The following is a 26,250-nucleotide window of genomic DNA, read 5'->3' as shown; positions in this document are numbered from 1 at the left end:
GGCGCGATGGGCCCTGGGGTGGGCCCGCGGGGATCTAGGCCATGGCGCGGCGGCCGGTGAAGGCCCGGCCCAGGGTCAACTCATCGGCGAACTCCAGGTCACCGCCCATCGGCAGCCCCGACGCCAAGCGCGTCACACTCAAGCCGGGGATGTCGCGCAGCATCCGCACCAGATAGGTGGCGGTCGCCTCGCCCTCGGTGTTGGGGTCGGTGGCGATGATCACCTCACTGACGTCGACCCCGTCGACCCGCTCCCCGACCCGGTTGAGCAGCTCACGCACCCGCAGCTGCTCGGGGCCGATTCCCGACAGCGGATCCAACGCCCCGCCGAGCACGTGGTAGCGGCCGTGGAACTCCCTGGTGCGCTCGATCGCCGCGACGTCCTTGGGCTCTTCGACGACGCAGATCTGGGCGAAGTCGCGGCGCGGATCCCCGCAGATCCGGCAGCGCTGCGCATCCGAGACGTTGCCGCAGACCTCACAGAACCGCACCCCGTCGCGTACCTTGGTCAACACCGCGGTGAGCCGATCGATCTCGGAGGGCTCCACCGACAGCAGGTGAAACGCGATCCGCTGGGCACTCTTCGGTCCGATGCCCGGCAGCTTGCCCAGCTCATCGATGAGGTCCTGGACCGGACCCTCGAACACCTAGGCCCCCGGCATGCCGAGCGCGCCGCCCATGCCGCCGGCCAGCGGGGACAGCCGTTCCTGGGCCAGCGTGTGCGCCTTCTTCGAGGCGTCGGCGAGCGCCCCCACCACCAGATCTTGCAGGGTCTCGATGTCGTCGGGGTCGACGACCTTCGGGTCGATCTGCACCCCGAGCACCTCACCGCTGCCGTTGGAGGTGACCTTGACCAGACCCCCGCCGGCTTCGCCGTGCACCTCGGTGGCGGCCAGCTCCTGCTGGGCCTGCAACAGTCGCTGCTGCATCTGTTGGGCCTGGGCCAGCAACGCCGACATGTCGGGCGGGCCTCCTGGTTGCATGACACTCCCCTTGCGTTGTCGTGTGTGGTCTCGACTGGGTTGCGGCTTGGTTACAGCTGGAGAGACCGGGTGCGTGTGAGATTCCCAGCGTAGTCGGCCCCGGCCTACGTTGACGGCGTGCGTGTACCAGTTCTGTGGCGTGTCGGTGTCGTGGTCACCGCCGGCCTGGTGGCGGCCGCCGCGGTGCCCGGCGCCCCGCCGTCATCGGCCGCTCCAGGCAACATCGCCGGCATGATCGTGTTCCTCGATCCCGGTCACAGCGGCGGCGGCGACCCCGCGGCCTTGTCGCGTCAGGTGCCCAACGGTCGGGGCGGCACCAAGAACTGTCAGACCAGCGGCACCACCACCAACTCCGGCTACCCCGAGCACAGCTTCGCCTGGGACACCACCCTGCGGATCCGCCAAGCCCTCAACTCGGCGGGGGTCCGCACCGCGATGTCGCGCGGTGACGACAACGGGCCGGCACCGTGCATCGACGCACGCGCCGCGGCGGCCAACGCGCTGCACCCCAATGCCATCGTGTCCATCCACGCCGACGGCGGCCCACCCACCGGCCGGGGGTTCCACGTCAACTACTCCGCGCCGCCGCTCAACCCGGCGCAGGAGGGCCCGGCGGTGGGGTTCGCCCAGGTGATGCGCGGCCAGTTGCAGGCCGCGGGCATCCCCCCGGCCAACTACATCGGCGCCGACGGCCTGAAGGGACGCGCCGACCTGGCCGGGCTGAACCTGGCCGAATACCCGTCGATCCTGGTCGAGCTCGGCAACATGAAGAATCCCGCCGACGCGGCACTGATGGAGAGTCCGGCGGGCCGGCAGCGCTACGCCGACGCCGTCGCCCGCGGCATCGCCGGATTTTTGAGCAGCCAGGCTTCGGTGCCGTAAGCCCGGCCGAGTCGGGTGCACGCCAGGCGATCCGCCGCTAGCGTAAGAGGTGATGTCCGTTCGGCAGACTGACGCACCGACATCCCACAAGCGGGGGGTGCAACGCCTGCTGGACAGCTACCGGGCGATTCCTGCGGCCGCGTCGGTCCGGCTGGCCAAACCCACCTCGAATCTGTTCCGGGCGCGCGCCAGACGCGAGGCGCCGGGCCTGGACACCTCGGGCCTGACGGGTGTCCTCGGCATCGACGTGGAGAACCACACCGCCGACGTCGAAGGAATGTGCACCTACGAAGATCTGGTCGCCGCCACCCTGCCGTACGGGTTGGCGCCGCTGGTGGTTCCACAGCTCAAGACGATCACGCTCGGCGGTGCGGTGTCCGGTCTGGGGATCGAGTCGACGTCGTTTCGCAACGGCCTGCCGCACGAATCGGTGCTGGAGATGGACGTGCTCACCGGCGCCGGAGAGCTGCTGACGGTTTCGCGCAACCAGCATGAGGACCTGTTTCGGGCGTTCCCGAATTCCTACGGCACGCTGGGCTATTCGACGCGACTGCGGATCGAGCTGGAGTCGGTCAAACCGTTCGTGGCGTTGCGGCACATCCGGTTCGACTCGCTGGGTGAACTGGTCGCGGCGATGGACCGGATCATCGACACCGGCGGGTTCGACGGTGTCGCGGTGGACTACCTCGATGGTGTGGTGTTCTCCCCCGCCGAGAGCTATCTGTGCGTCGGTATCGAGACCGACACCCCCGGACCCGTCAGCGACTACACCGGCCAGGATGTCTACTACCGCTCCATCCAGCACGCCCAGGGGATCACCGACGACCGGCTGACCATCCACGACTACCTGTGGCGCTGGGACACCGACTGGTTCTGGTGCTCGCGGGCGTTCGGGGCGCAGAACCCGCTGGTGCGGCGCTGGTGGCCACGACGCTACCGGCGCAGCAGTTTCTACTCGAAGTTGATCGCCTACGACCAGCGGTTCTCCATCGCCGACCGGATCGAGAAACGCCACGGCCGGCCGCCGCGCGAACGGGTGGTGCAGGACATCGAAGTGCCCCTGAAGCGCTGCCGAGAGTTCCTGGACTGGTTCTTCGCCCATGTACCGATCGAACCGGTGTGGCTGTGCCCGCTGCGGCTGCGCCACGGCGAAGACTGGCCGCTGTACCCGATCCGGCCCAACCGCACCTACGTCAACGTCGGGTTCTGGTCCTCGGTCCCCGCCGGTGCCACCGAGGGGGCCACCAACCGGCTGATCGAGGCGAAGGTGAGCGAACTCGAGGGCCACAAGTCGCTGTATTCCGACGCCTACTACACCCCCGCGGAGTTTGACGCGCTCTACGGCGGTGAAACCTATCGCACGGTCAAAAAGACCTACGACCCCGACTCGCGGCTGCTGGACCTCTACGACAAGGCGGTACGACGACGATGACCACGTACAAGGCACAGGCGCGCACCGGCAGGCTGAGTCTGGCGGAGGTGCTGGAGACCCTGGCCACCGACGGCCACCTGCCGTTGCGGTTCACCGCCTACGACGGCAGCAGCACCGGTCCCGACGACGCCCCCCTGGGTCTGGACCTGCTGACCCCGCGCGGCACCACCTACCTGGCCACCGCCCCGGGTGATCTCGGCATGGCCCGCGCCTACGTCGCCGGGGACCTGGAAGCGCACGGCGTGCATCCCGGCGATCCGTACCTGCTGCTCAAGGCGCTCGCCGACGAGCTGCATTTCAAGCGACCGTCACCGCGCGTGCTGGCCAACATCATCCGTTCGATCGGGGTCGAGCACCTGGTTCCGATAGCGCCGCCGCCGCAGGAGGCCCGCCCGCGCTGGCGGCGAGTGGCAGAAGGGTTGCGGCACAGCAAGACCCGGGACGCCGAGGCCATCCACCACCACTACGACGTCTCGAACAGGTTCTACGAGTGGGTGCTGGGGCCATCGATGACCTATACCTGCGCGGTCTACCCGAGCCCGGACGCGACGCTGGAGCAGGCCCAGGAGAACAAGTACCGGCTGGTCTTCGACAAACTGCGGCTGCGCCCGGGCGACCTGCTGCTCGATGTGGGGTGCGGCTGGGGCGGCATGGTGCGCTACGCGGCACGCCACGGGGTACGCGCCATCGGTGCGACACTCTCCGCGGAGCAGGCCCAGTGGGCGCAGCGCGCGATCGCCGAGGACGGCCTGACCGATCTGGCCGAAGTACGGCACTGCGACTACCGCGACGTCGGTGAGTGCGAATTCGACGCGGTCTCCTCGATCGGGATGACCGAGCACATCGGTGTCGCCAATTACCCCGAGTACTTCGGTTTCCTCAAGTCCAAACTGCGCACCGGTGGGCTGCTGCTCAACCACTGCATCACCCGGCGCGACAACAAGTCCAACCCCACCGCGGGCGAGTTCATCGACCGCTACGTGTTCCCGGACGGCGAGCTGGCTGGTTCGGGACGCATCATCAGCGAGATCCAGGACGCCGGGATGGAGGTGTTGCACTCCGAGAACATCCGGCGCCACTACGAGCTGACGCTGCGGGACTGGTGCGCCAACCTGGTGGCGCACTGGGACGAGGCCGTCGCCGAGGTCGGCCTGGCCACCGCGAAGGTGTGGGGCCTCTACATGGCCGGCTCACGGCTGGGCTTCGAGCACAACGCGATTCAGTTGCACCATGTGCTGGCCGCCAAGCTGGGCGACCACGGCGACGACAACGGCCTGCCGCTGCGGCCGTGGTGGAACTGCTGATCGCTAGCGCCGGGCGAAAGACGGCGCCCGCTCCGGGCGCACCCCGACCCCGACCAGATACGCGGGAATGGCCGACAGCCACGGCAGTTTAGCGACAATGGCACCGAAAGCCGCTGGCGGGCTGATGTTTTCACCGCGCAATATCGGCTCCAGACCGCGGTGCAGCACCCGCTGAACCGACTGGGTGATGACGGTGGGCAGCCCCCGGCGCCGTTGCACGGCGGCCAGGTCACGCGCGGTCACCCGCCCCTGCCGCAGCGGTTCGGCCAGGATGGTCGCGGCGGCCACCGCGTCCTGCACCGCCAAGTTGATGCCGACACCGCCCACCGGCGACATGGCGTGCGCGGCGTCGCCGATGCACAGCAATCCGTCGATGCTCCAGTGCCGCAGCCGATTCACCCGCACATCAAGGTGTTTGACATCGTCGAGGCTGCGCAGCGCCTGCACCGAATCGGCGACCTCCGGGACGAGTTCGGCGACCTCGCGCCGGAACGCGTCGATGCCGCGCGCCCGCAATGCCGCGTCGCCACCCTTCCGCCCGAGGTAGGCGACCTGAAAATAGCCTTCACGCGGAATCATGATCGCGGCGCGGCCCGGCCCCAGGCGCGGCAGCAGCGTCGGCGCGGCATCGCCGTCGTTGGGCAGGCGGAACCACCATACGTCGAAGTCCACCGGAAACTCGCGCGAAGCCAGGCCGGCTTCTTGCCGCGCGATCGACCACCGGCCGTCGCAGGCCACCGTGAGGCCGGCGCGGAGTTCGCCCGGGCCATCGGGGCCCTGATAGCGCACCCCGACCACCCGGCCGTTCTCGTGCAGCAGGCCGGTGACCTCCGTCTGCATCCGCAGCGTGAAAGTCGGCTCTGTCTGGGCGGATTCGGCGAGTAGGTTGAGCAGATCCCACTGCGGCACCATCGCGATGTAGGGGTGCGGCTGACCCCGCAGCCGCCCGAAGTCGACCACCGTGACGCCGCGCCCCGCCACGTCGAGGCTGACCTGGTGGATCTCGCTGTGCGACAGCTTCGTGAAACGGTCCCACAGTCCGAGCTCGTCGATCAGCCGCAGCGTGGTGGGATGCACGGTGTCACCGCGGAAGTCGCGCAGGAAGTCGGCGTGCTTCTCCAGCAGCGTCACCTCGACACCGGCGCGGGCCAGCAGCAGCGAAAGCACCATTCCGGCCGGGCCACCGCCGACGACGGCGCAACCGGTGGAGTCCGTCATCGGTCAGTCTCCACCGATGCGGCGGGCGCCCAGTTCGCTCTGCAACAACTCCAGGGCCGCTTCTTCGGGGTCACGGCGCGGTGCCGGGTCGGAGCGTTCTGCGTCCGCCTCGGCCAGCATGGCCTCCTCGTCGGCCTGCCGCTCCACGTCCGCCGCGACCGGTGCGGGCGCGGCCGGCGACGGGGTCTCCGATGGCGGCGCCCCGGCCTCGCAGCGCACCCGCCAGTTCACGCCGAGGGCGTCCTTGAGGGCTTCGACGATGACGTCGGCGTTGCGCTGTTCGCACAACCGCTTGGCCAGTGGGGCCGACTCGTGGGTCAGCACCAGGGTGTTGCCGTCCACGGCGCGCACGGTCGCCCCGGCCAGCATCACCTCGGTGGTGCGGCTGCGCTGCCGCACTTTGTCGCGCACCGTCGTCCACATGGCGCGCACGGCGGCGGCGTCGGGTTCCCCCGGGGCGGCCGCGGCGGGTGCCGGCGGCGGTGGCGGAGGCGGCGCTGCCGGAGCGGGTTCCGGCGGCGCAGCGGCGGCGGGCTTGGCAACGGGCGCGGGCTCAGCCGCGGGTTCGGGCACGGGCGTAGGCGCGGGCTCCGGCGTAGGCGCGGGCTGCGCCGCAGGCGTCGACTCGGCGGCCTGGGAGCGGCGGGTGAACTGCTTGGTGGGCGCCGCGGCGCCGGTGGCCGGCTGTGCGGGCGCGCCCGGAATCGACATGTCCAGCCGGCTCTCGATGCGCTCTACGCGTTGCAGCAGCGCGGCTTCGGTGTCGGCCGCCGAGGGCAGCAGCAGCCGGGCGCACACCACTTCCAGCAGCAGCCGCGGGGCCGTCGCGCCGCGCATCTCGCCGAGCCCGGCATGCACCACCTCGGCGTAACGGGCCAGGGTGGCCGAACCGAGCCGGGCGGCCTGCTCCTGCATTCGTTCCAGGATGTCTTCGGGCGCATCGACCACGCCCTTGGCCACCGCGTCGGGCACCGCCTGCAGCACGATCAGGTCGCGGAACCGCTCCAGCAGGTCGATGGCGAACCGGCGCGGGTCGTGGCCGGCGTCGACGACCGCCTCGACGGCGCCGAACACCGACGCGGCGTCTCCGGCGGCCAGTGCGTCGACCGCGTCGTCGATCAGGGCGACGTCGGTTGCGCCCAGTAGGCCCAGCGCCCGCTGGTAGTTCACGTGGCTGATATCGGAGCTGCCGGGCATGGGCTCCGAGCCGGCCAGCAACTGATCGAGCACCGACAGGGTGTCGCGGGGCGAGCCGCCGCCGGCGCGGATCACCAGCGGGTAGACCGCGTCGTCGACGACGACGCGCTCCTGCTCGCAGATCCGGCCGATCAGCTCGCGCATGGTCCGCGGCGCCAGCAGCCGGAACGGATAGTGGTGGGTGCGCGACCGGATGGTCGGCAGCACCTTCTCGGGCTCGGTGGTGGCGAACACGAAGATCAGGTGATCCGGTGGCTCCTCGACGATCTTGAGCAGCGCATTGAATCCCGCGGTGGTCACCATGTGAGCTTCGTCGATGATGAAGATCCGGTACCGCGACTGAGCCGGTGCGTAAAAGGCCCGGTCCCGCAGGTCCCGGGTGTCGTCGACTCCGCCGTGGCTGGCGGCGTCGAGTTCGACGACGTCGATGCTGCCCGGTCCGTTCGGGGCCAGGGCCAGGCACGAGTCGCAGGTCCCGCAGGGTGTAGGCGTGGGGCCGTCGGCACAGTTGAGCGAGCGGGCAAGAATGCGCGCCGACGAGGTCTTGCCGCAGCCACGCGGCCCGGAGAACAGGTAGGCGTGGTTGATCCGGCCCGCCGACAACGCGGTGCACAGCGGTTCAGTGACGTGCTCCTGCCCCACCACTTCGGCGAACGTTGCCGGCCGGTATTTGCGGTAGAGCGCCACGCCAGCAGGGTACTTGCTCGGGCCGACGGCGGTGCAGGCCCGGCAGGCAGCGCGCTACAACTTCGGGCGCAGATAGCCCAAGGTGTTGTAGGCGGGGCTGAAGTCACGCCAGTTCAGCGTCACGAACAACCGGCCACCGGAGTTCTGGTCAGCCGTCTCGTACTGAAAGGTGGGGCCGCTGCCGCGGACGGCGGTGACCACCCCGGTGTGCCCGTGCTCGCTGACAAACCCACCGGGGCCGTAGACGACGATGTCCCCCACATGCGGCTCATTGGTGCCCTCGGCGAACGGGACCTGGTCGAAGTATTGCCCCAGCCCATTGGTGGGGAAATGGTGGTAGAGATCGAAGGCGTTGCCGCTGGGGTCCCGGTTGCGCCAGCCATAGCCCAGGGCCTGAATGTATTCCTGGATCAGCGGATAACACTGGCCGTCGCCGTACATCACCGGATTGCCCAGCGCGGCATCGGCGGCGGCGCGCCTGAAGACGTCGAGTTCATCGGTGACGACGGGCGGCAATGCCTCGGCTTCGCCGGAGCCGGCGCCCGCCACCTGCACCGACGAGTGATCAACCGCCGGATCCGCCCGACTCGGCGCGTATGCGGCGGGGAGCTGACCCAGTCCGACGAGGGACACCACCACCGCACAACCCGCGACGTGGATCTTGATCGCCATTACGCGGGCCTCCAGCATGTCAACGAGCTCCCTGACGCGACTTTCCCATTTAACCGCCCACCGGCTGGTCAAGCGCCGCGATCAGGGCGAAATGCCACGTCAGGCCAGCATCGACTCGGCGGCGGCCAGCAGCGCGCAGGTGGCCAGGCCGTCGACGGCGTTGCGCAGGTCGTCGGCAGACGGGAACGACGGGGCGATCCGGATGTTCTTGTCCTCGGGGTCCTTGCGGTACGGGAACGACGCTCCGGCCTCGGTGACCGCGATGCCGGCGTCTTTGGCCAGCGCGACGGTGCGCCGTGCGGTGCCGGGCAGCACGTCGAGGCTGATGAAGTAGCCGCCCTTGGGGTCGGTCCACGACGCGATCTTGGCGTCACCGAGCCGGTCTTGGAGGATCTCGGCGGCCAGCGCGAACTTCGGCGCCAGGATCTCCTGGTGGCGGCGCATATGCAGCCGCACCCCGTCGGCGTCCTTGAAGAACCGCAGGTGGCGCAGCTGGTTGACCTTGTCCGGACCGATCGAGCGCTTCCCGGCGAACTGCAGGTACCAGGCGATGTTGCCCAGCGAGCCGCCGAAGAAGCTGACCCCGGCACCGGCGAAGGTGATCTTGGAGGTCGAGGCGAACACGTACGGCCGGTTGGGGTTGCCGGCGGCGGCGGCCAGCCCCAGCACGTCGACCTGGTGGGGGAACTCGGTGGTCAGGGTGTGCACCGCGTAGGCGTTGTCCCAGAACAGCCGGAAGTCCGGCGCGGCGGTCTGCATCTGCACCAGCCGGCGCACCGTCTCCCAGGAGTAGGTGATGCCGGTCGGGTTGCCGAACACCGGCACCGTCCACATGCCCTTGATCGCCGGGTCGGCGGCGACGAGTTCCTCGATCAGGTCGACGTCCGGGCCGTCGTCGCGCATCGGGACGGGGATCATCTCGATGCCCATGGTCTCGGTGATCGCGAAATGCCGGTCGTAGCCGGGCACCGGGCATAAGAACTTGACGGCCGGTTCCTGGCTCCAGGGCCGCGGTGAGTCCACGCCGCCGTGCAGCATCGAATAGACGACGACGTCGTGCATGAACTCCAGGCTGGCGTTGTTGCCGGCGATCAGGTTGGGCACCGCGATGCCCAGCAGCTCACCGAAGATGGCCCGCAACTCGGGCAGGCCGTGCAGGCCGCCGTAGTTGCGGGTGTCGGTGCCGTCGTCGGCGCGGTAGTCGTCGGGGCCCGGCAACGCCAAAAGACCGTTGGCCAGGTCGAGCTGCTCGGGGGCCGGCTTACCGCGGGTGAGGTCCAGGGTCAGCTTCTTGGCCTGCAGCTCCGCGTAATCCCGCTGGTAGCGCTCGTGTTGAGCGGCCAAGTCGGCACGGTTGAGGTTCTGCAACGACACGGGGGCGCCTTTCACCGTCGAAGGCCCGACACATAGGGGGACCCCGCGCACCCGCCAGAGCCCATTGACCCTTGCTGCCTTCCGGCCCTGGGGGAGTTCACAGGATAGACGCCGCGCGGGGTCCACCGGAAAGTCTAGCGGTGGTCGCCAGCGCGGCGAAGCCGGGCGCAGCGGGCCACCGCCATCGGCACGGTGGTCGCCAGCGCGGCGAAGCCGGGCGCAGCGGGGCCCAAGGTGGCGCCGCGATGACGAGCGCGCGAACGACGCGGGCTCTCCGCTACCATTGCCGACGGAGGATTCGCCTAGTGGCCTATGGCGCTCGCCTGGAACGCGGGTTGGGTTAATAGCCCTCGCGGGTTCAAATCCCGCATCCTCCGCACCCGATGCAGGTGCGACCGGACCGCGAAACCTCGGTCCGGTCGCACCTGAATCACTACTGACGAACAGAGGAGGTGGCGTGAGTCGCACCGTCGCTACGGTTTGGCACGCGTCGCTCTCGACTCTCGCCGCCCTGTTGTACTTCTTGTTCGTACTGCCCCGCTGGTGGGAGCTGACCGGCTTCGCCCCGCACGTGCTGGGCACCGTGCTGCGGATCATCCTCGGGGTGCTGGTCGGCGTGACCGCGTTGCCGGTGGCGGCCACCCTGAAACGCTCCCGCAAGCCCGAGTACGGGACTCCGCAGCTGGCGCTGACCCTGCTGACCGGCTCGATCGTGGCCCACATCGTGGCCGGGACGCTGATCGCGGGCACCGCCATCAGCGAGATCTGGCTGTCACTGGACAACGCCGGGATGTGGCTGTTCGGCATTTACGGGGCGGCTGCTGCGATCGCCCTGCTGGGGATCGGTGCGTTCTACCTGTCCTTCGTCGCCGAGAAACCCCCGCCGCCGCCCAAACCGATCAAGCCCAAGACCGAGAAGCAGTCCAAGCGGTGGCGCCGGCGCGAGAAGAAGACCGGGACCGCCGAGGAGACCGAAGAATCCGACGACGAGGACAGCGACGCCGGCGAGGACGAAGAAGACGCCGACTCGGCGGGCGATGAGCCCGAGGCCACCGAAGCCGATGCCGAGGAGACCGGCGAATCGGACAGCGCAGCCGAGGAGATCGTCGAGTCGGCGGGCGAGGAGGCCTCGGAGCTGGCGTCGACCGGAGCCACGGACAAGCGGCGCCCTTCGGGCAAGCGGCGGGCCAAGAAGAGCACGTAGGTTCGGCCCGCCCGGCTAACCTTTGCCCTATGACCGAGAACCTCGGTGCTTTCGCCGATGCGGCACGGGCGCGCGAAGACGAGCTGGTACATCGGCTGGCGGCGTCGGTGGCCGCCGACAAGCAGTTCCAGGCGATCCTGCGCGAGGCCGTGCAGAACAACTCGATGTCACGGCAGCGCCTCGATGCCCTGGAGTCCGAGATCCGACAGGCCGCAAGCACCTGGCCAGGCCTGGACACCCCCGCGGGGTCTCGCCAGTTCCAGCAGTTTCTCAACGGCAAGACCCGCGAGATCCACCGGATCGTCGCCGACGCCGCCGAGGACAGCCAGCACAGGGCGAGCCTGGTGCAGTCCCTGACCAACCGCTACCAGTTCGGCGGTGACGACGGCGGGGACCCGCATATCCGGCTGGTGGACAACGAGATACCGGCCGACGTTCCGCCACCGCACGACCCCACCATCGAGGGGCCGGGCAGCGAGCCGGTGCCCGAGAACCAGGACGGCTCGCCCTACGACCTGGGTGCCACGATCCCGGGAACGGGAATCGTCATCACCGGCGACCCGGAAACGGGCCACCCGCGACTGCACATTCCCGGGCAGCCCGACATCGACAATCCCTTTCCCGTCGACGACGGTTTCCGGGCGTTGCCGACCGGCACGGCGATCGGGCCGGACGGCCAGCAGTACGCCTTCTACAGCGTGCGCCCCTACGGGCCGGGCACGTCTCCGGACAACTTCATCGCCCCGGAGTCACGGGTGCAGAATCTGGCCGACCCCGCAACGGATTTGGGCCCGCTGATGGGCACCACCATCGGCTCGGACGCCAAGGTGGGCATCTCACAGGCCAGCGGGGTCTTTGATGCGGAGTCGGGGAGAATGATCATCGTCGGCAATATCGGCCAGGACGGTCAGCGCGCGATGTGGCAGTCCGATCCCGTCCGCGCCGGTGACCCGCCCAACGCCTGGATGAACAACCTTCAGCAGGTCGGCACCTTCAACAACCTGGGCGCCGCGGACCGGGAGAACCAGATCGTGTCGCTGCCCCAGGGCGGCTACCTGTTGACCAGCGCCAGCAACGGCGGCCAGATCGCCGGCGTGACCGCCGGCAGCCCGCAGGGGTTGCTGCAGGCCCCGTCGCAGGACCTGACCGGGCCGGGTTTCATCCCCAGCCCGGGCAATCAGCCGGCTGTTCCCTACGGCCCGAGCATCGTCAACGTCGAGACGCTGCCGAACGGACAGGAGCAGGTCACCATGCGGGTCAGCACCTGGCCGACCCCGGAGGGCTGGCCGGTGGGGCCTGATGCTCCGCCGGTGCCCTACCACCCGCGGACCTACACGACGACGTTCAACATCAACCCGTAATGGGCTAGAACGCCGTGCTTCCCGACGGCCGCAGCACGAAGCCGTGGTGCCCCAGGGAGGTGTCCTGACAGGCCACCAGCTGGTCGGCGCCCACCGCACAGGTCACGTTGCCGTAGGAGACCTTCTGTCCCACACCCAGAAAGGCACCGTTGGAGAACTGGCGCCCGCAGGTCGTCGATTCACGGTTCAAACGCAGCCCGGCCGCGCCCTGCGAGCGCACGGTGCCGATCACACACCCGTCGGGCACCGGCGCACCCGAACTCAGCGGCGCGTTGGCCATACCGGGCATGTCGCCGTCGCACATCAGCGCCTGGGAGGACCCCGGCGGCGGTTCCGTGGCGTCGAATTGGCACGCGATGTTGTAGGGGGTCGTGAAATTCACCCAGCGGCCGGGCCCCTTCGGGCCGGTGGTGATGTAGTCGTCCACCGGGACCGCGGTGAAGTCGTCCAGATTGGGGAAGCCCGCGGGTTGGGCACCCGCCGGTGCCCCGTGCGCTGCGATGAGCAGGCCACCGGCCGCGGCGGCGACCGCCAGAGCGTGCGTGAGTCGACGGATGGAACCGTTCATCGGCGTCTCCGGTTACGGCTTGGGCGCCCAGTCCCACACCGACATGTCGTCGCGCGGGTACTGGCTGCAGGCTTCGGTCGACTTGGCGACGACACCCTTGTTGTTGAAGAAGATCTTGGCGTGGTTGGGCCAGGACACGGTCAGCGGGTCGGCGAAGTTCGTCGCCAGTTCCTCGGAGTATGCGCGGCGCTGCTCGGGGCTCAGCGAGAAGAACCAGTGCATCTTGTCGATCGCGGCCTGCTGCACCTGCACCGGCTTGTTGTGCATGTCGATCATGTAGCGCTCGTAGTAGACCGGCGACAGGTCGCGGCTGGCGGCCAGCATCTGCTCGGCGCTGCAGTCGGTGCGGATCACCCGCCGGGGAATCGGAAAGTCGTCGGTGGCGTCGGCGGAGGCGGTCGCGGGCAGCAGAACAGCGGCGAAGCCGGCCACGGCGGCCAGGACTGCCCCGCGGAGAATCGGGCGGTGCGTACGCATGGAATCCACTGTAGCCATTTCCCCGTTCTTTCCCTATGTCGGTTTCGGCGATGATCGCCCAGGTGAGACCGCTGAGCCGGATGAGACGGATGCAACGGCACAGGGCTGTGCAGCCTCCGAACCCGATACGCAATGCTACATAACTTTAGCCGAGCTACCTAATTGTTCGTCGTCCTGGCCGCATGGGCTCGCTCACAGCCGGCCACCGTTGTGTCGCCGGCGGCAGCCCTCACTGCGGGCGGGAGAGCTCCTCGGTCGCCTCGACGTCGGAGTCACCGGCGGCGGCGGCTTCCCGATGCCGGGCGGCCTTTCCGCCGACGTGCGGCAGCACGTTGATGGGCCACCAGAACCACCGCCCCATCAGCGCCGCGATCGACGGCGTCATGAACGCCCGCACGATCAAGGTGTCGAACAGCAGCCCCAGGCCGATGGTGGTGCCGATCTGCCCGATGATGCGCAGGTCGCTGACGGCCATCGAGGCCATGGTGAAGGCGAACACCAGACCGGCTGCCGTCACCACCTTCCCGGTGCCGCCCATCGCGCGGATGATGCCGGTGTGCAGCCCGGCATGGATCTCCTCTTTGAATCGGGACACCAGCATCAGGTTGTAGTCCGACCCCACCGCCAGCAGGACGATCACCGACATCACCATGACCAGCCAGTGCAATTGCATGCCGATGAGGTACTGCCAGACCAGCACCGACAGCCCGAACGAGGCCCCCAGTGAAAGCGCGACGGTGCCGACGATCACCAGCGCGGCGATCAGCGCACGGGTGATCAGCAGCATGATGACGAAAATCAGGCACAGTGAGGCGATTCCGGCGATCAGCAGGTCGTAGTAGGAGCCGTCGTGCATGTCCTTGAACAGCGCCGCGGTCCCGCCGAGATAGATCTTGGCGTCCTCCAGCGGCGTGCCCTTGAGCGCCTCCTCGGCGGCGGTCCGGATCTGGTCGATGCGCGCAATGCCTTCTGCCGTAGCGGGATTGCCCCGGTGCGAGATGATCATCCGGACGGCCTTGCCATCCGGGGACAAGAACATCTTCATCGCACGCTGGAAGTCCGGGTTTTCGAACACCTCCGGCGGCAGGTAGAAGGAGTCGTCGTTCTTGGACTCGTCGAACGCCTTGCCCATCGCGGTGGCGTTGTCGCCCATCTCGTCCATCTGGGCGAAGATCCCCGACATGGTGCTGTGCATCGTCAGCATCATGGTCTGCATGGTCTGCATGGTGTCGATCATCGGGGGGAACGTCGTCAGCATCTGCGGCATGAGCTTGTCCATGTCGCCCATGTGCGCGATCATCCGGTCCATGCTCTCGCTCATCGGATCGACGCTGTCGACCATGTCGAACGCCGAGCGCAGCGAGAAGCAGATCGGGATGTCGTAGCAGTGCGGTTCCCAGTAGAAGTAGTTGCGGATCGGCCGCCAGAAGTCCTCGAAATCGGCGATGTGATCCCGGATCTCGTAGATCTGCGCCTGTAGGACGTCCATGTCGAGCACCATCGCGTGGGTGGTGGTGGCCAATTGGCTCATGTAGCCGAGCATCTGGCGCATGGTGGCGATGGTCTCCCCCATCGCATCGGCCTGGGTGAGCATGTCGTCCATGCGCTTCTTCTGGAATTGCATGGTCTGCATCTGACCGGCGTTCTGCATGCTGATCTGAAACGGGATCGAGGTGTGTTCCAGCGGCGTACCCTGCGGTCGGGTGATCGCCTGCACCCGGGAGATTCCGACCACCTTGAACACCGCCTTGGCCAGTTTGTCGATGACCAGGAAGTCCGACGGGTTGCGCAGGTCGTGATCGGCTTCGATCATCAGCACCTCCGGCATCATCCGGGACTGCGAGAAGTGCCGGTCGGCCGCGGCGAAACCCTCGTTGGCCGGGATGTCGGTGGGGATGTACTTGCGGTAGTCGTAGGCCGGTTGATATCCGGGCAGCGCCAGCAGGCCGACGGCCGCAACGGCCAGTGAGGCAACCAGAATCGGCCCCGGCCACCGGACGATCGCCGTCGCCAACTGCCGCCAGCCCCGGGTGCTCATCTGTCGCTTGGGCTCGAACAGGCCGAACCGGCTGCCGACGGTGATGATCGCCGGGCCCAGCGTCAACGCTGCGAGCACCGAGACGACCATGCCCACCGCGCAGGGGATGCCCAGCGAGACGAAGTAGGGCAGGTGGGTGAAGTGCAGGCAGAATACGGCCCCGGCGATGGTCAGCCCGGAACCCAGGATGACGTGCGAGACGCCGTTGAACGCCGTGTAGTAGGCCGCTTCCGGGTCCTCACCGTTGTGGCGGGCCTCGTGATAGCGGCCGATCAGGAAGATCGCGTAGTCCGTACCGGCGGCGATAGCCAGCGAGACCAGCAGGTTGACCGAGAACGTCGTCAGCCCGACCAGGTGGTGATGGCCCAGGAATGCCACCACCCCGCGCGCGGCGGACAACTCCAGGCCGACCATGGCCAGCAGCAGCACCACGGTGGTGACCGATCGATAGACCGCCAACAGCATGGTCAGGATCACCATGACGGTGACGGCCATCATCTTCAGCATCGACTTGTCGCCGGCATGGTTCATGTCGTTGGCCAGCGCGGCGGTCCCGGTGACGTAGACGGTCAGCCCGGGCGGCTTCTGGATCGAGTCCACGATGTTGCGAACCGACTCGACGGAGTCGTTGGCCGCCGCCTGACCGATGTTGCCGACCAGATTCAGCTGCACGTAAGTCGCTCTGCCGTCGGCACTCTGGGCGCCGACCGCGGTCAACGGGTCGCCCCAGAAGTCCTGCACGTGCTGCACGTGCGCGGTGTCGGCTTCGAACCGCTTCACCATTTCGGCGTAGTACTCGTGTTCGGCGTCGCCGAGTTCGTGGTCGGCCTCGAGCACGATCATCGCGGTGCTGTCGGAGTCCGACTCCTGGAAGACCCTGCCCATCTCGGTCATGGCCTGCATGGACGGCGCGCTCGTCGGGCTGGCCGACACGGCGTTCTCTTTGCCGATCTGTTCCAGCGGCGGCACCGTGGCGCTGAGCAACACGATCAGCCCCAGCCAGCCGAGGATGATCGGCACCGAGAGCCGACGAATGGTGTGCGCGACGAATGTCCGCCGAGGAGGTCCGCCCGCGTCGCCGGTTATAGGCGGGCTCATGCCGCCTTCAGCAGACAGAAGGTGTAGGCGTTCACCTCATTCGAGATACGTTCGGCCTTCACCTCCCCATCCACAGTGATCCGGCAGCCGATGCTGTTGCTATCGCCTTGCGCCATAATGCTTCCCACCACTGCCGGCAAGGTGGTGACGATTTCGAGCTGCCACGGCAGTTGGACATCTTGGAGGCGCTGCGGTTCGGAGTTGACGTCGAAGTAGCTGATATCGGCCACTGTTCCCGGGGGGCCGAAGATCTCGTAGGTCAACCGCTTGGGATTGAAGGGTTTGGTCTCGTCGATCTGACCGTCGGCGTATGTCGGACGCTTCTCGGATCCGAACAGACCGTGGATACGCGTCACCGTGAACCCGGCGACACCGACCACGGCCAGAATCACCAGGGGTATCCACACCCGGCTCAACACCTTGAAAATCGGAGTCCCCTTCACCTAGCCACCTTTGGGTGCCCTAACCCAAGTCCACGTGCGTAAACGCACGCTACAGCACGCCCCGGAACTGTCGCAACGCACACGGTGTGCGTTATCCTCGCGCCGTGCGGCAGGTCCCCTTTCAACGCGCTCGCAGCGAAGAAAAGAAACGTCAGCGGGCAGAAGCGCTGGTGGAGGCCGCGCGTTCGGTGGCGCTCGAGGCCGGTGTCGCCTCGGTGACATTGACCGCAGTGGCCGCGCGGGCCGGGGTGCACTACTCGGCGGTGCGCCGCTGCTTCAGCTCCTATAAAGAGGTGCTGCTGCGCCTGGCGGCCGAGAGCTGGGGGCGCTGGTCGGAATCGGTCTGCACCGAGTTGGACCAACCCGGGCCGATGTCGCCGGATCGGGTGGTCGAAACGCTGGTCAGCGGGCTCGCGGCCGACCCCCTGTTCTGCGATCTGCTGTCCAACCTGCACCTGCACCTGGAACACGAGGTGGACGCCGAGCGGGTGATCGAAGTAAGACAGGTCAGCATGGCCGCGGTGACGGCCAGCGCGGGCGCGATCGAGCGGGCGCTGCCCGGGATCGGGCCACAAGGGGCGCTGGATCTGCTGCTGGCCGCCTATTCGCTGGGCTCGGTGCTGTGGCAGATGGCGCACCCCCCGGCGACGCTGACCGCCGCCTACACCGACGAGCCGGCATTGTCACCCGGGTGGGACCTGGACTTCACCACGGCACTGACCCGGCTGCTGACCGCCACGTGCGTGGGACTGCTGGAGCGGTCGGGGCACTGATCTGCCCGGGTTAATCGGCGCACCATGGTGATCCGGGTGCGATGACACCCGCGTGATTTGCGGCGACATGGCATTTGTGCTATAGGAAATCTATCGCTATCAACATAGATTTTATGTAACGGAGGTGAAAGGTGTTGTCATTGTGCACAGACGCGCTCTGTCCAACCGTGATGGCGATGAACGCGTACCTCGCGAGGGTGATCGGGTCGCCTGACTGAGCCCGATCGCGCCCACCGTCTGAAGGTCGAACTACAGCGTCCCCACGTCGACGGAGGTACCGCTCATGATCCAGGCCTGTATCGCCGCCCTGCTCGCGTTGAGTTCCGCTGCGTGCGTCGCGTTCGGCGACGTACTACAGCAGCGTGTCGCCTATCGATTCACCGACCGATCATTCGGCCACATCGCATTGCTGACGAGGCTGGTACCCGATCGACAGTGGCAGTGGGGCGCGCTGTTGCTGGCGGCCAGTGTCGGACTGCAGGCCGCCGCGCTGAGCCAGGGCTCGGTGCTGCTGGTGCAGGCGTTGCTTGTGCTTTCGGTGCTGTTCGCGCTGGTCGTCAACGCCAGATTGGACCGCCGTGCCGTGACCCGCGCGGAGTGGACCTGGGCCGGATTGCTCACCGCCGCGGTGGCCCTCATCGTCACCGTCGGCAACCCCCAGGCCGGCCCTTCAAGTGCCTCCGGCCACGCCTGGGTCGCGGTGGCCGCCGTGCTCGGGCCGCTGCTGGCCGCCTGCGTCGTGGCAGCGAGACATCGCCGCGGTGCGACGCCGGCGATGCTGCTGGCTTTCGTCGCGGGTTCACTGTGGGGGATCTTCGCCGTGTTGACCAGACAAGTCGCCAGTCGGTTCGGCGACAGCCTGTGGGAGCTGGCCGGCACACCCGAGTTCTACGGCTGCCTACTGACCGTCGCGGGTGGATTTGTGTTCGGGCAGGCGGCGTTTCGGGCCGGGCCCCTGACCGCGTCGATGCCCACCCTGGAGGTTTCCCAACCGATTGTGGCCGCAGCGCTGGGTGTCACGGTCCTCGGCGAGACGTTCAACACCGGTCGGCTCCCGCTGATCGCCCTGTCGGCGGCGGCGCTGGTGATGGTGGCGGCGATCGTCAAGCTCGCCCGGCTGGAGGCTGTCGCGGCAGCGGGCGCCCCGGAGCCTGTGGAGCCGACATCGGCCGCGGCCGCAGATGCAGTGCGCCGCCGGGAGCTCAGCACGGTGTGAGTCGAAGATCGGACAGCAGAAGGGAGGTCAGAGGTGCTGCGGGCGATCACCCGACTTGCCATTGCCGCACCGCGCCGCACCATCGCGATCGCCGCCTTGATCGCCCTGGCCGCCGCGATCTTCGGCCTCCCCGTGGCGAGCAGCCTGTCGGCGGGCGGATTCCAGGATCCGACCTCGGAGTCGGCGCGGGCGACCGAGCTGCTCCGGGACAAGTTCGACCAAACCGATCAGAAGATGCTGATCGTGGTGACCGCACCCGACGGTGCTCACAGCGACCGGGCCCGCCGGGTTGCCACCGACATCGTCGACGCGCTGACCCGCTCGCAGTGGGTGCGCAATGTGTCCTCGGCGTGGACGTCGCCACCGCCGACGGCGGCCGGGTTGCTGAGCATCGATGCCAAATCCGGGTTGATCGTGGCCAATCTCAATGGCGGCGAGAACGAGGCACAGCAGTACGCGGAATCTCTTGCCCGCGAACTGGTGCACGACTACGACGGCGTCACCGTGCGCGCCGGCGGCATGGCGGTGGCCTACTCCCAGATCAACCGGCAGAACCAACACGACCTGTTGTTGATGGAATCCCTTGCGATCCCATTGAGCTTCGCGGTGCTGGTGTGGGTGTTCGGCGGCCTGGTGGCCGCGGTGCTGCCGATCTGCTTGGGCGGATTGGCCATCGTCGGCACCATGTCGGTGCTGCGGCTGATCAACTCCGCGACCGAGGTGTCGATCTACGCCTTGAACCTGAGCATCGCGATGGGCCTCGCGCTCTCGATCGACTACACACTGCTGATCATCAGCCGATACCGCCAGGAGCTGACCCGGGTCGGCGACCGGGAGCAGGCCCTGCTGCGGACGATGACGACCGCCGGTCGCGCAGTGCTGTTCTCGGCCGCCACGGTGGGGGCGTCGACGGCGGTGATGGCCCTGTTCCCGATGACCCTGTTGAAGTCGGCCGCCTACACCGTGCTGGCCACCGCGGTCATCGTCGCGCTCGCCGTGGTCGTGGTGATCCCGGCGGCCATCTTCCTGCTGGGGCCCCGAATCGACGCGCTGGACGCCCGCGTGCTGGTGCGTCGGGTGCTGCCCGGCATGACGGCGCAGCCGGGTCCCGCGCATCAGCCGGCCGGCTGGGCGTTCTGGTACCGGTCGACGAAATTCGTGTTGCGCCACGCCATACCCGCCGGCGCCGCCGTGGCCGCGTTGCTGCTGGTGCTCGGCGCGCCGTTCCTCGGGGTGAATTGGGGATTCCCTGACGAACGGGTGCTGCCCGCATCGGCGTCGGCTCGCCAGGTCGCCGAGATGCTGGAAAACGATTTCGCCGACGACCTGGGGATCGCGGTGCCGGTCGTCGTTCCCGACGCCGACGGCCTGAGCGTCGCCGACCTCGAGCACTACGCTGCCAGACTCTCGCGGGTGCCCGACGTCGCGGCCGTGACCGCACCGTCCGGAACCTTCGTGACCGGACACCGCGCGGGCCCGCCCGCCGCACCCACCGGCATCGCGGAGGGCAGCGCCTTTCTGACCGTCTCCAGCACCGCGCCACTGTTCTCGGACGCCTCCAACGCCCAATTGGATCGACTGCACCAGGTACCCGGACCGGCGGGACGTCCGGTGCAGTTCGCCGGGCTGGCGCAGACCAACCGGGACAGCATCGACGCACTCACTGACCGGCTGCCGGCGGCACTGGGGCTGATCGCCGCCATCACCTTCGCGCTGGTGTTCCTGCTCACCGGAAGCGCGGTGCTGCCGGTGCAGGCGCTGCTCTGCAACGCGCTGTCACTGACGGCGGCATTCGGCGCGATGGTGTGGATCTTCCAGGACGGTCACCTGGGTGCCCTGGGCACGACACCGACCGGGACGTTGAACGTCAACATCCCGGTGCTGCTGTTTTGCATCGCCTTCGGGCTTTCGATGGACTACGAGATCTTCCTGGTCTCAAGGATTCACGAATACTGGCTGGCCGCCAAAGGCTCTCGGGCGCTCGGGAGTTCGGCCGAAGCGCGGGCCGCCAACGACGCCTGCACGACCCTGGGCCTGGCCGGCATCGGTCGGGTCGTCACCGCGGCGGCGCTGGTGATGTCGATTTCCTTCGCCGCACTGATACCGGCGGACATCTCGTTCATGCGGATGCTCGGTCTCGGACTCACCCTCGCCGTGCTGGCCGATGCGACTCTGGTGCGAATGGTCCTGGTGCCGGCCTTCATTCACCTGGCCGGTCCGCGGACCTGGTGGGCGCCTGCACCGTTGGCGTGGCTACATCAACGCCTCACGGCGGGCCCGGTCGCCGCGGCCGAAGCCGGTCCCCGGCGCCCGGCGGACGACACGGCGTCAGAGCCCGCGCACGCCGTCGGCCCCGGGTGTACGTCCGTTCCGCCGTGACATCTCTACACCCGACGAAACCCACGACCGGCTACCCAAGGATGAACCATGAACACAATGGATGACAGCATCCGGATACGACTCGCAACGGATGCCGACTGGCCGGCGGTCTATCGGAATCAGGCCCGCATCTATGGCACCTCGGCCGAACCGCAGGATATCGAGGCGTGGAAGCGGCGGGTCAAGCTGGGCGACGTGCTGGTCGCCGAAGACGTTTCCGATCCGAAGCGGCCCTTTCTGGTCGGCACCTCGCTGTACTACCGGCTGCGTTTGACCGTTCCGGGCGGCACCGGCCTGGACGCCGCCTGGCTGGCCATGATCACCGTCGCCGCCACCCATCAGAATCGCGGGATATGGCAGCAGATGAGCCTTCAGGGCTTCGAAATTCTGCAGGAGCGTGGTTATCCGATTCTGTGCGGTGTACCGACGCAGCCACCCGTCTACGAGATCATGGGTGCCGGTGTCGCCAGCTATCGCCGTAGCTACCGCATCGATTCCCGCTTGGCGGTGTTGCGCGCCGCGCCCAGCAGGAACCGGGCGCGTGAAGTCACCGCCGAAGACGCGGGACATCTGTTGCCCGCGCTCTATGACCGCTGGTGTGCAAAGACTCACGGGGAACTGACCCGCGACACGGCATGGTGGGCGGACTTCTTGGAGGACAGGTCATCTCAACGAGACACCGGCTCACCGCTGAATTTCGTCATCCACCCGGATGGTTTCCTGACATACCGGGTGGTCGGAGCATCGGTAAACGCGGTGCGGCCGCCTTTCGGCAGGGTGATCATCCAAGACTTCTGCCCGATCACCGAGGAAGCCCACACCGAGTTGCTCGCGACACTGTCGGGTTTCGAGATCTTCGACGACATCACCATCGATGTCCCGGTCGACGACCCGCTGCCGCTCAAACTCAGGGACCAGGCGGCAGCCCGAACGACGGGGCTGACCGATTTTCTGTGGATCCGGATCATGAAGGTGCCTGAAGTACTCGGTGCGCGCAGCTACTCCGCCGATGTCGACATCGCGCTCGAGGTCATGGATCCGCTGGGCGTCGCCGGCGGGCGATTCCGGCTCCAGACGCGGGAGGGGATCGCCAAATGCACGCCGCACGACGGGCCCGCCGACGTCCGGCTCGGACTCGGCGAGCTGGGGACGATCTACATGGGTGCCCATCGCGCGGCCGAACTGCACCGGGCACACCGCATCAGCGAGCTGCGCGACGGTGCGCTGCGTGAACTGGACGCGGCCTTCTGCACCGAGCGGGCACCGTATTGCAGCACGCTCTTCTGAGCGGTTACCGGGCGCGCGGGGTCAGTGGCCGAGATCGGTGTCCCGGCTGGGCTGCACCCGCTTGGGCTCCCCGGGCATCTTGGGGTAGTTCGGCGGGTACGGCAGATCGCCGAGGCCTCGGGCCTCGTCGGCGGCGACCATCTCCAGCAGCGGCTCGAGGGACTGTTCGAGATCGTCGATGGTGCCCCACGGGTCCGCGCGCCGGGCCAGCAGCTCGGGCACGGTGGCGATCGTGAAGTCATCGGGATCGGCATCCGGGAGCTCGTCCCAGGTCAACGGGGTGGAGACGGTGGCGATCGGGGTGGCCCGCACCGAGTAGGCCGACGCCATGGTGCGGTCGCGGGCGTTCTGGTTGAAGTCGACGAAGATCCGGGCGCCCCGCTCTTCTTTCCACCACGAGGTGGTGACCGCCTCCGGGGCACGCCGCTCGATCTCGCGGGCCAGCGCGATTCCGGCCCGGCGGACCTCGATGAAGTCCCAATCCGGCTTGATCCGCAGGTACACGTGCAGGCCGCGGCCCCCGGACGTCTTGACGTAGCCGACCAGCCCGAGCTCGGCCAGCAGCGGGCGCACCGTTTCCAGCGCGACGGCGCGGGCCTGCGCGAACCCGGTGCCGGGCTGCGGGTCCAGGTCGATGCGCAGCTCGTCGGGGTGGTCGGTGTCGGGACAGCGCACCGGCCAGGGGTGCAGGGTGACGGTACTCATCTGCACCGCCCACACGATGTCGGCGGGCCGGGTGACCTTGAGCGCGTCGGCGGTGCGGCCGGACGGGAACGTCACCCGGCAGGACTCCAGATAGTCGGGATGCCCACGCGGCAGCCGCTTCTGGTAGACCTCATCGCCCTCGATGCCGTCCGGGAAGCGCTGCAGATGGGTGGGCCGGTCCCGCAGCGCCTGCAGCAGCGGCCCGCTCGCCACCGCCTGGTAATAATCGGCCAGCGCCCGTTTGGTGCCGCCCGCACCGAGCCGGGGAAAGTACACCTTGTCGCCGCTGGTGAAGCGGACGGCGATGCCGTCGACGTCCAATTCCTCGGCTTCCGGCATCTCAGGTCTCCAGCACGTCGGCCAGGTCGTAGTTCAGCGGGACGTCGAGCTGGTCGAAGGTGCAGCTGGCCGGATCGCGGTCCGGACGCCACCGCACCAGCTTCACGGTGTGGCGGAACCGGTCCCCTTCCATCTGGTCGTAGGCGACCTCGGCGACGCGCTCGGGCCGGATCGGGACCCACTGCTTGTCGGCAGCCGAATTCCACCGGCTCGGTTCGCCGTCGCGGACATCACCGAGGCGCAGCGGCTCCAGCTCGGTCAGCAGGGCCAGCCGGTCGGCGTCGCTGAACGCCGCGGCACCGCCGACCATCGCCAGCTGTCCGTCGGGGCGGTACAGGCCTAGTAGCAGCGAGCCGATGCCGGCGCCGCTCTTGTGGATGCGGTAGCCCATCACCACGCAGTCGGCATCACGACGGTGCTTGACCTTGACCATCTCGCGCTTGCCGGGCAGATACGGCCCGTCGGTGCGCTTGGCGACCACCCCGTCGAGCCCGGCCCCTTCGAACGTGGCGAGCCAGTGTTTGGCCTGCTCGGGGTCGGAGGTGGCGCGGGTGACATGGCAGCTGGACCCGCCGCTCACCAGTTCGGCCAGTGCTTCGCGCCGCACCGAAAACGGCTCGCCGAGCAGCGACGCCGAGCCGGTGGCCAGCGCGTCGAAGCCGATGAACCGGGCCGGGGTCTGCTCGGCCAGCATCCGCACCCGGCTCTGAGCGGGATGGATGCGCTGGCTCAACGACTCCCAGTCCAGCCGGGTCCGTCCGCCGATCCGGCGCGGCACCACCACCTCCCCGTCGAGCACGCAGCGCGGGGCGACCTCGGCGCGCAAGGCGTCCAAAAGTTCCGGGAAGTAGCGGCCCAGCGGTTTGCCGTTGCGCGATTGCAGCAGCACCTCGTCATTGTCGCGAAACACGATGGCGCGGAAACCGTCCCACTTGGGCTCGTAGGACCAGCGTCCCGGTGTGTCACCCTCCCCGGGAACCGCCGCCGCGGCCTTGGCCAGCATCGGGTCGACCGGCGGCGCGACGGGCAGGTCCATGGTGTCCATGATGTCGAGGAAAACCGTGCCGAGTGTGTGGTTTGGCACTCGCAGCGGCCTTGGATTCAGCCGGTCGACCGCTCACTCGACCCAACGGCGGGAGGTCACCCGCGCAAAAACTCCACGATGTGGCGGGCCAATTCCTCGCCGGCGTCCTCCTGCAGGAAGTGGCCGGCGTCGTGGATCATCGGGTGGGCCCGGCCGCGCGCTCCGCGCATCTCCCGCTGGAAGATCGGCGCCATCGCCCCGGTGATCGGGTCACCGTCGCTGAATGCGACCAGCATGGGCTTGTCCGAGGCGCACAGCGCGGCCCACGCCGAGCGGTTGGCCGGGGCGGCCGGGTCTTCGGGGGTGGTCGGGATCAGCGACGGCATGGTCCGCGGACCGACGCAGTAGCTGTCGTCGGGGAACGGGGCGTCGTAGCCAGCCCGAATCGCCTCGCCCATCGGCTTGCGGCACCCGGACTGCACGAACCATCCGACGTCGATCGTCGGTGCGGTCTGGATCGCCTCCCGGAAGCGCCACCAGATCTCCGGCATCGGGATGTCCCCGGTGGGCAGGCCGGTGTTGGCCACCACGACCCGGCTGAACCGATCCGGGTTCTCGGCGAGCAGCCGCAGCCCGATCAGCCCGCCCCAGTCCTGGCCGACCAGCGTCACCCGCTGCAGGTCCAGCACGTCGAATGCCAGCGCCCGCATCCACTCGACGTGGCGGGCGTAGGTGTGGTCCTGCGCTTGCGTCGGCTTGTCCGAGCGCCCGAATCCGACCAGGTCCGGACAGATGACCCGGTGCCCGGCCTCGACCAGGATCGGGATCATCTTGCGATACAGATACGACCACGACGGCTCGCCGTGCAGCATCAGGATCGGGTCGGCGTCTTCGGGGCCGTCTTGCACCCAGGCCACCCGCAGGGTGCCGCCGTCATCGTCGTCGAGGTCGCAGAATTGGGGCTGGTAATCGAAATCGGGAAGGCCGATGAACCTGTCGTCGGGGGTGCGCAGCGTCTGCATGAGGTGACGATACCGTGACGGTATATACCCTCGGGGGTATCTGCTACTATGAGGTCACGGCGATGAAGGAGGTCTCATGTCCGTCGCGATGAGCACCGCGGTGTCCGGCGTCGATTTCGACACTGTTACCGCCAAGACACGAGAGATACTGAAGGACAACGGTTTCGGTGTACTGACCGAGATCGACATGCAGGCCACGCTGCGGGCCAAGCTCGGCGAGGAGATGGAGCGCTACCTGATCCTGGGTGCCTGCAACCCGCCGCTGGCGCACCGCGCGGTGACCGCCGAGAAGCGCATCGGGGTGCTGCTGCCGTGCAACGTCGTGGTCCGCGAGGATCCGCAGCACCCCGAGACGGTGCTCGTCGAGGCGATGAACCCGCAACTGATGGCCCAGGTCGTCGACAATCCGGCGCTGGCACCGATCGCCGACGAGGTGACCGAGAAGATCCGCACCGTCATCGATACCCTGGCTGGTGCCCTGCGCACCACCTGAAAGGACTCTCAATGAAGAAGTCAAGCGGCCGATTTGGCGATGGGGGGTGAATCGGGTTGCCACGTGCGGTTGTCA

23 protein-coding genes, 1 tRNA gene and 1 other RNA gene are annotated in these 26,250 nt (G+C 68.1%); 11 read left to right on the top strand and 14 right to left on the bottom strand.

The window, feature by feature from the left end:
- Nucleotides 1-34: 34 nt before the first annotated feature.
- Nucleotides 35-646: a recombination mediator RecR gene (gene recR, locus BST28_RS21070; RefSeq protein ID WP_083082885.1), complete on the bottom strand. Its 612-nt coding sequence runs from the start codon at nucleotides 644-646 to the stop codon at nucleotides 35-37.
- Entirely contained in the window at nucleotides 647-982 is a 336-nt protein-coding gene (locus BST28_RS21065) for a YbaB/EbfC family nucleoid-associated protein (protein WP_029249319.1), read from the bottom strand.
- 117 nt (nucleotides 983-1,099) lie between these two features.
- On the opposite strand from BST28_RS21065, the gene BST28_RS21060 reads away from it, so the two are divergent.
- Genes BST28_RS21060 through BST28_RS21050 form a run of 3 tightly spaced genes read left to right on the top strand, consistent with a single transcriptional unit; the run spans nucleotide 1,100 to nucleotide 4,600 of the window.
- The gene (locus tag BST28_RS21060) at nucleotides 1,100-1,864 is read left to right on the top strand and encodes an Rv3717 family N-acetylmuramoyl-L-alanine amidase (RefSeq protein ID WP_029249320.1); all 765 of its coding nucleotides are present in this window, start codon (nucleotides 1,100-1,102) and stop codon (nucleotides 1,862-1,864) included.
- A gap of 52 nt (nucleotides 1,865-1,916) precedes the next feature.
- Entirely contained in the window at nucleotides 1,917-3,296 is a 1,380-nt protein-coding gene (locus tag BST28_RS21055) for an FAD-binding oxidoreductase (protein WP_019737733.1), read from the top strand.
- Nucleotides 3,293-4,600 (top strand): class I SAM-dependent methyltransferase, encoded by a 1,308-nt coding sequence (locus BST28_RS21050; protein ID WP_083082883.1) that lies wholly within the window; start codon nucleotides 3,293-3,295, stop codon nucleotides 4,598-4,600. The genes BST28_RS21055 and BST28_RS21050 overlap by 4 nt, the downstream gene beginning before the upstream one ends.
- Before the next feature lie 3 nt (nucleotides 4,601-4,603).
- Here the strand turns inward: BST28_RS21050 and BST28_RS21045 are convergent, their stop codons facing one another.
- The 5 genes from BST28_RS21045 to ffs all read right to left on the bottom strand — a co-directional run bounded on the left by BST28_RS21045 (nucleotide 4,604) and on the right by ffs (nucleotide 9,875).
- Nucleotides 4,604-5,818 carry an FAD-dependent oxidoreductase gene (locus BST28_RS21045; RefSeq protein ID WP_083082880.1) on the bottom strand — a complete coding sequence of 405 codons (1,215 nt, stop codon included), beginning with the start codon at nucleotides 5,816-5,818 and terminating at the stop codon, nucleotides 4,604-4,606.
- 3 nt (nucleotides 5,819-5,821) lie between these two features.
- Nucleotides 5,822-7,702 (bottom strand): DNA polymerase III subunits gamma/tau, encoded by a 1,881-nt coding sequence (locus tag BST28_RS21040; RefSeq protein ID WP_083082878.1) that lies wholly within the window; start codon nucleotides 7,700-7,702, stop codon nucleotides 5,822-5,824.
- A 54-nt stretch (nucleotides 7,703-7,756) separates the two neighbouring features.
- Nucleotides 7,757-8,374, bottom strand: a complete 618-nt coding sequence (locus tag BST28_RS21035) for a CHAP domain-containing protein (protein ID WP_083082876.1) — start codon at nucleotides 8,372-8,374, stop codon at nucleotides 7,757-7,759.
- Between the two features lie 99 nt (nucleotides 8,375-8,473).
- Nucleotides 8,474-9,748 carry an aspartate aminotransferase type Ic gene (locus tag BST28_RS21030; protein WP_165758128.1) on the bottom strand — a complete coding sequence of 425 codons (1,275 nt, stop codon included), beginning with the start codon at nucleotides 9,746-9,748 and terminating at the stop codon, nucleotides 8,474-8,476.
- 32 nt (nucleotides 9,749-9,780) lie between these two features.
- Nucleotides 9,781-9,875: signal recognition particle sRNA small type (ffs, locus tag BST28_RS21025), an RNA gene on the bottom strand.
- Between the two features lie 164 nt (nucleotides 9,876-10,039).
- Between ffs and BST28_RS21020 the strand changes: the two genes are divergently transcribed.
- The 3 genes from BST28_RS21020 (at nucleotide 10,040) to BST28_RS21010 (ending at nucleotide 12,313) form a co-directional block, all read left to right on the top strand.
- Nucleotides 10,040-10,125, top strand: a tRNA-Ser gene (locus BST28_RS21020).
- Nucleotides 10,126-10,205: 80 nt separating this feature from the next.
- Entirely contained in the window at nucleotides 10,206-10,952 is a 747-nt protein-coding gene (gene lucA, locus BST28_RS21015; RefSeq protein WP_019739116.1) for a lipid uptake coordinator LucA, read from the top strand.
- 29 nt (nucleotides 10,953-10,981) lie between these two features.
- On the top strand, nucleotides 10,982-12,313 hold the full coding sequence (locus BST28_RS21010; protein WP_083082871.1) for a DUF4226 domain-containing protein: 1,332 nt from the start codon (nucleotides 10,982-10,984) through the stop codon (nucleotides 12,311-12,313).
- 4 nt (nucleotides 12,314-12,317) lie between these two features.
- Here the strand turns inward: BST28_RS21010 and BST28_RS21005 are convergent, their stop codons facing one another.
- The 4 genes from BST28_RS21005 to BST28_RS20990 form a co-directional block, all read right to left on the bottom strand.
- Nucleotides 12,318-12,881: a hypothetical protein gene (locus BST28_RS21005; RefSeq protein ID WP_019736798.1), complete on the bottom strand. Its 564-nt coding sequence runs from the start codon at nucleotides 12,879-12,881 to the stop codon at nucleotides 12,318-12,320.
- Between the two features lie 12 nt (nucleotides 12,882-12,893).
- On the bottom strand, nucleotides 12,894-13,358 hold the full coding sequence (locus BST28_RS21000) for a DUF5078 domain-containing protein (RefSeq protein WP_043336378.1): 465 nt from the start codon (nucleotides 13,356-13,358) through the stop codon (nucleotides 12,894-12,896).
- Nucleotides 13,359-13,587: 229 nt separating this feature from the next.
- On the bottom strand, nucleotides 13,588-16,494 hold the full coding sequence (locus tag BST28_RS20995) for an MMPL/RND family transporter (protein ID WP_207570164.1): 2,907 nt from the start codon (nucleotides 16,492-16,494) through the stop codon (nucleotides 13,588-13,590).
- Nucleotides 16,491-16,913 (bottom strand): MmpS family transport accessory protein, encoded by a 423-nt coding sequence (locus tag BST28_RS20990; RefSeq protein WP_019736795.1) that lies wholly within the window; start codon nucleotides 16,911-16,913, stop codon nucleotides 16,491-16,493. The genes BST28_RS20995 and BST28_RS20990 overlap by 4 nt, the downstream gene beginning before the upstream one ends.
- 110 nt (nucleotides 16,914-17,023) lie before the next feature.
- Between BST28_RS20990 and BST28_RS20985 the strand changes: the two genes are divergently transcribed.
- From BST28_RS20985 to BST28_RS20970, 4 genes are all read left to right on the top strand, one after another.
- Nucleotides 17,024-17,710: a TetR/AcrR family transcriptional regulator gene (locus tag BST28_RS20985; protein WP_109560756.1), complete on the top strand. Its 687-nt coding sequence runs from the start codon at nucleotides 17,024-17,026 to the stop codon at nucleotides 17,708-17,710.
- A 283-nt stretch (nucleotides 17,711-17,993) separates the two neighbouring features.
- A complete protein-coding gene (locus BST28_RS20980; protein ID WP_065289358.1) occupies nucleotides 17,994-18,926 on the top strand; it encodes a DMT family transporter in 933 nt (310 codons plus the stop codon).
- Nucleotides 18,927-18,959: 33 nt separating this feature from the next.
- The gene (locus tag BST28_RS20975) at nucleotides 18,960-21,305 is read left to right on the top strand and encodes an MMPL family transporter (RefSeq protein ID WP_083082862.1); all 2,346 of its coding nucleotides are present in this window, start codon (nucleotides 18,960-18,962) and stop codon (nucleotides 21,303-21,305) included.
- A gap of 48 nt (nucleotides 21,306-21,353) precedes the next feature.
- Entirely contained in the window at nucleotides 21,354-22,592 is a 1,239-nt protein-coding gene (locus BST28_RS20970) for a GNAT family N-acetyltransferase (protein WP_019736791.1), read from the top strand.
- Nucleotides 22,593-22,613: 21 nt separating this feature from the next.
- Here the strand turns inward: BST28_RS20970 and ligD are convergent, their stop codons facing one another.
- The 3 genes from ligD to BST28_RS20955 all read right to left on the bottom strand — a co-directional run bounded on the left by ligD (nucleotide 22,614) and on the right by BST28_RS20955 (nucleotide 25,682).
- On the bottom strand, nucleotides 22,614-23,636 hold the full coding sequence (gene ligD, locus BST28_RS20965; RefSeq protein ID WP_083082859.1) for a non-homologous end-joining DNA ligase: 1,023 nt from the start codon (nucleotides 23,634-23,636) through the stop codon (nucleotides 22,614-22,616).
- 1 nt (nucleotide 23,637) lies between these two features.
- On the bottom strand, nucleotides 23,638-24,681 hold the full coding sequence (locus tag BST28_RS20960) for an ATP-dependent DNA ligase (RefSeq protein WP_083082887.1): 1,044 nt from the start codon (nucleotides 24,679-24,681) through the stop codon (nucleotides 23,638-23,640).
- Between the two features lie 95 nt (nucleotides 24,682-24,776).
- Nucleotides 24,777-25,682, bottom strand: a complete 906-nt coding sequence (locus BST28_RS20955) for a haloalkane dehalogenase (RefSeq protein WP_083082856.1) — start codon at nucleotides 25,680-25,682, stop codon at nucleotides 24,777-24,779.
- A gap of 76 nt (nucleotides 25,683-25,758) precedes the next feature.
- On the opposite strand from BST28_RS20955, the gene BST28_RS20950 reads away from it, so the two are divergent.
- Complete coding sequence (locus tag BST28_RS20950) at nucleotides 25,759-26,175, top strand: DUF302 domain-containing protein (RefSeq protein ID WP_019736787.1); 417 nt, start codon at nucleotides 25,759-25,761, stop codon at nucleotides 26,173-26,175.
- Nucleotides 26,176-26,250: the final 75 nt, after the last annotated feature.

The organism is Mycolicibacter kumamotonensis (assembly GCF_002086285.1).
Taxonomy (GTDB): Bacteria; Actinomycetota; Actinomycetes; order Mycobacteriales; family Mycobacteriaceae; genus Mycobacterium; species Mycobacterium kumamotonense.
Note: the sequence above shows the minus strand (reverse complement) of the source record. Positions and strands in the feature narration are given on the sequence as shown.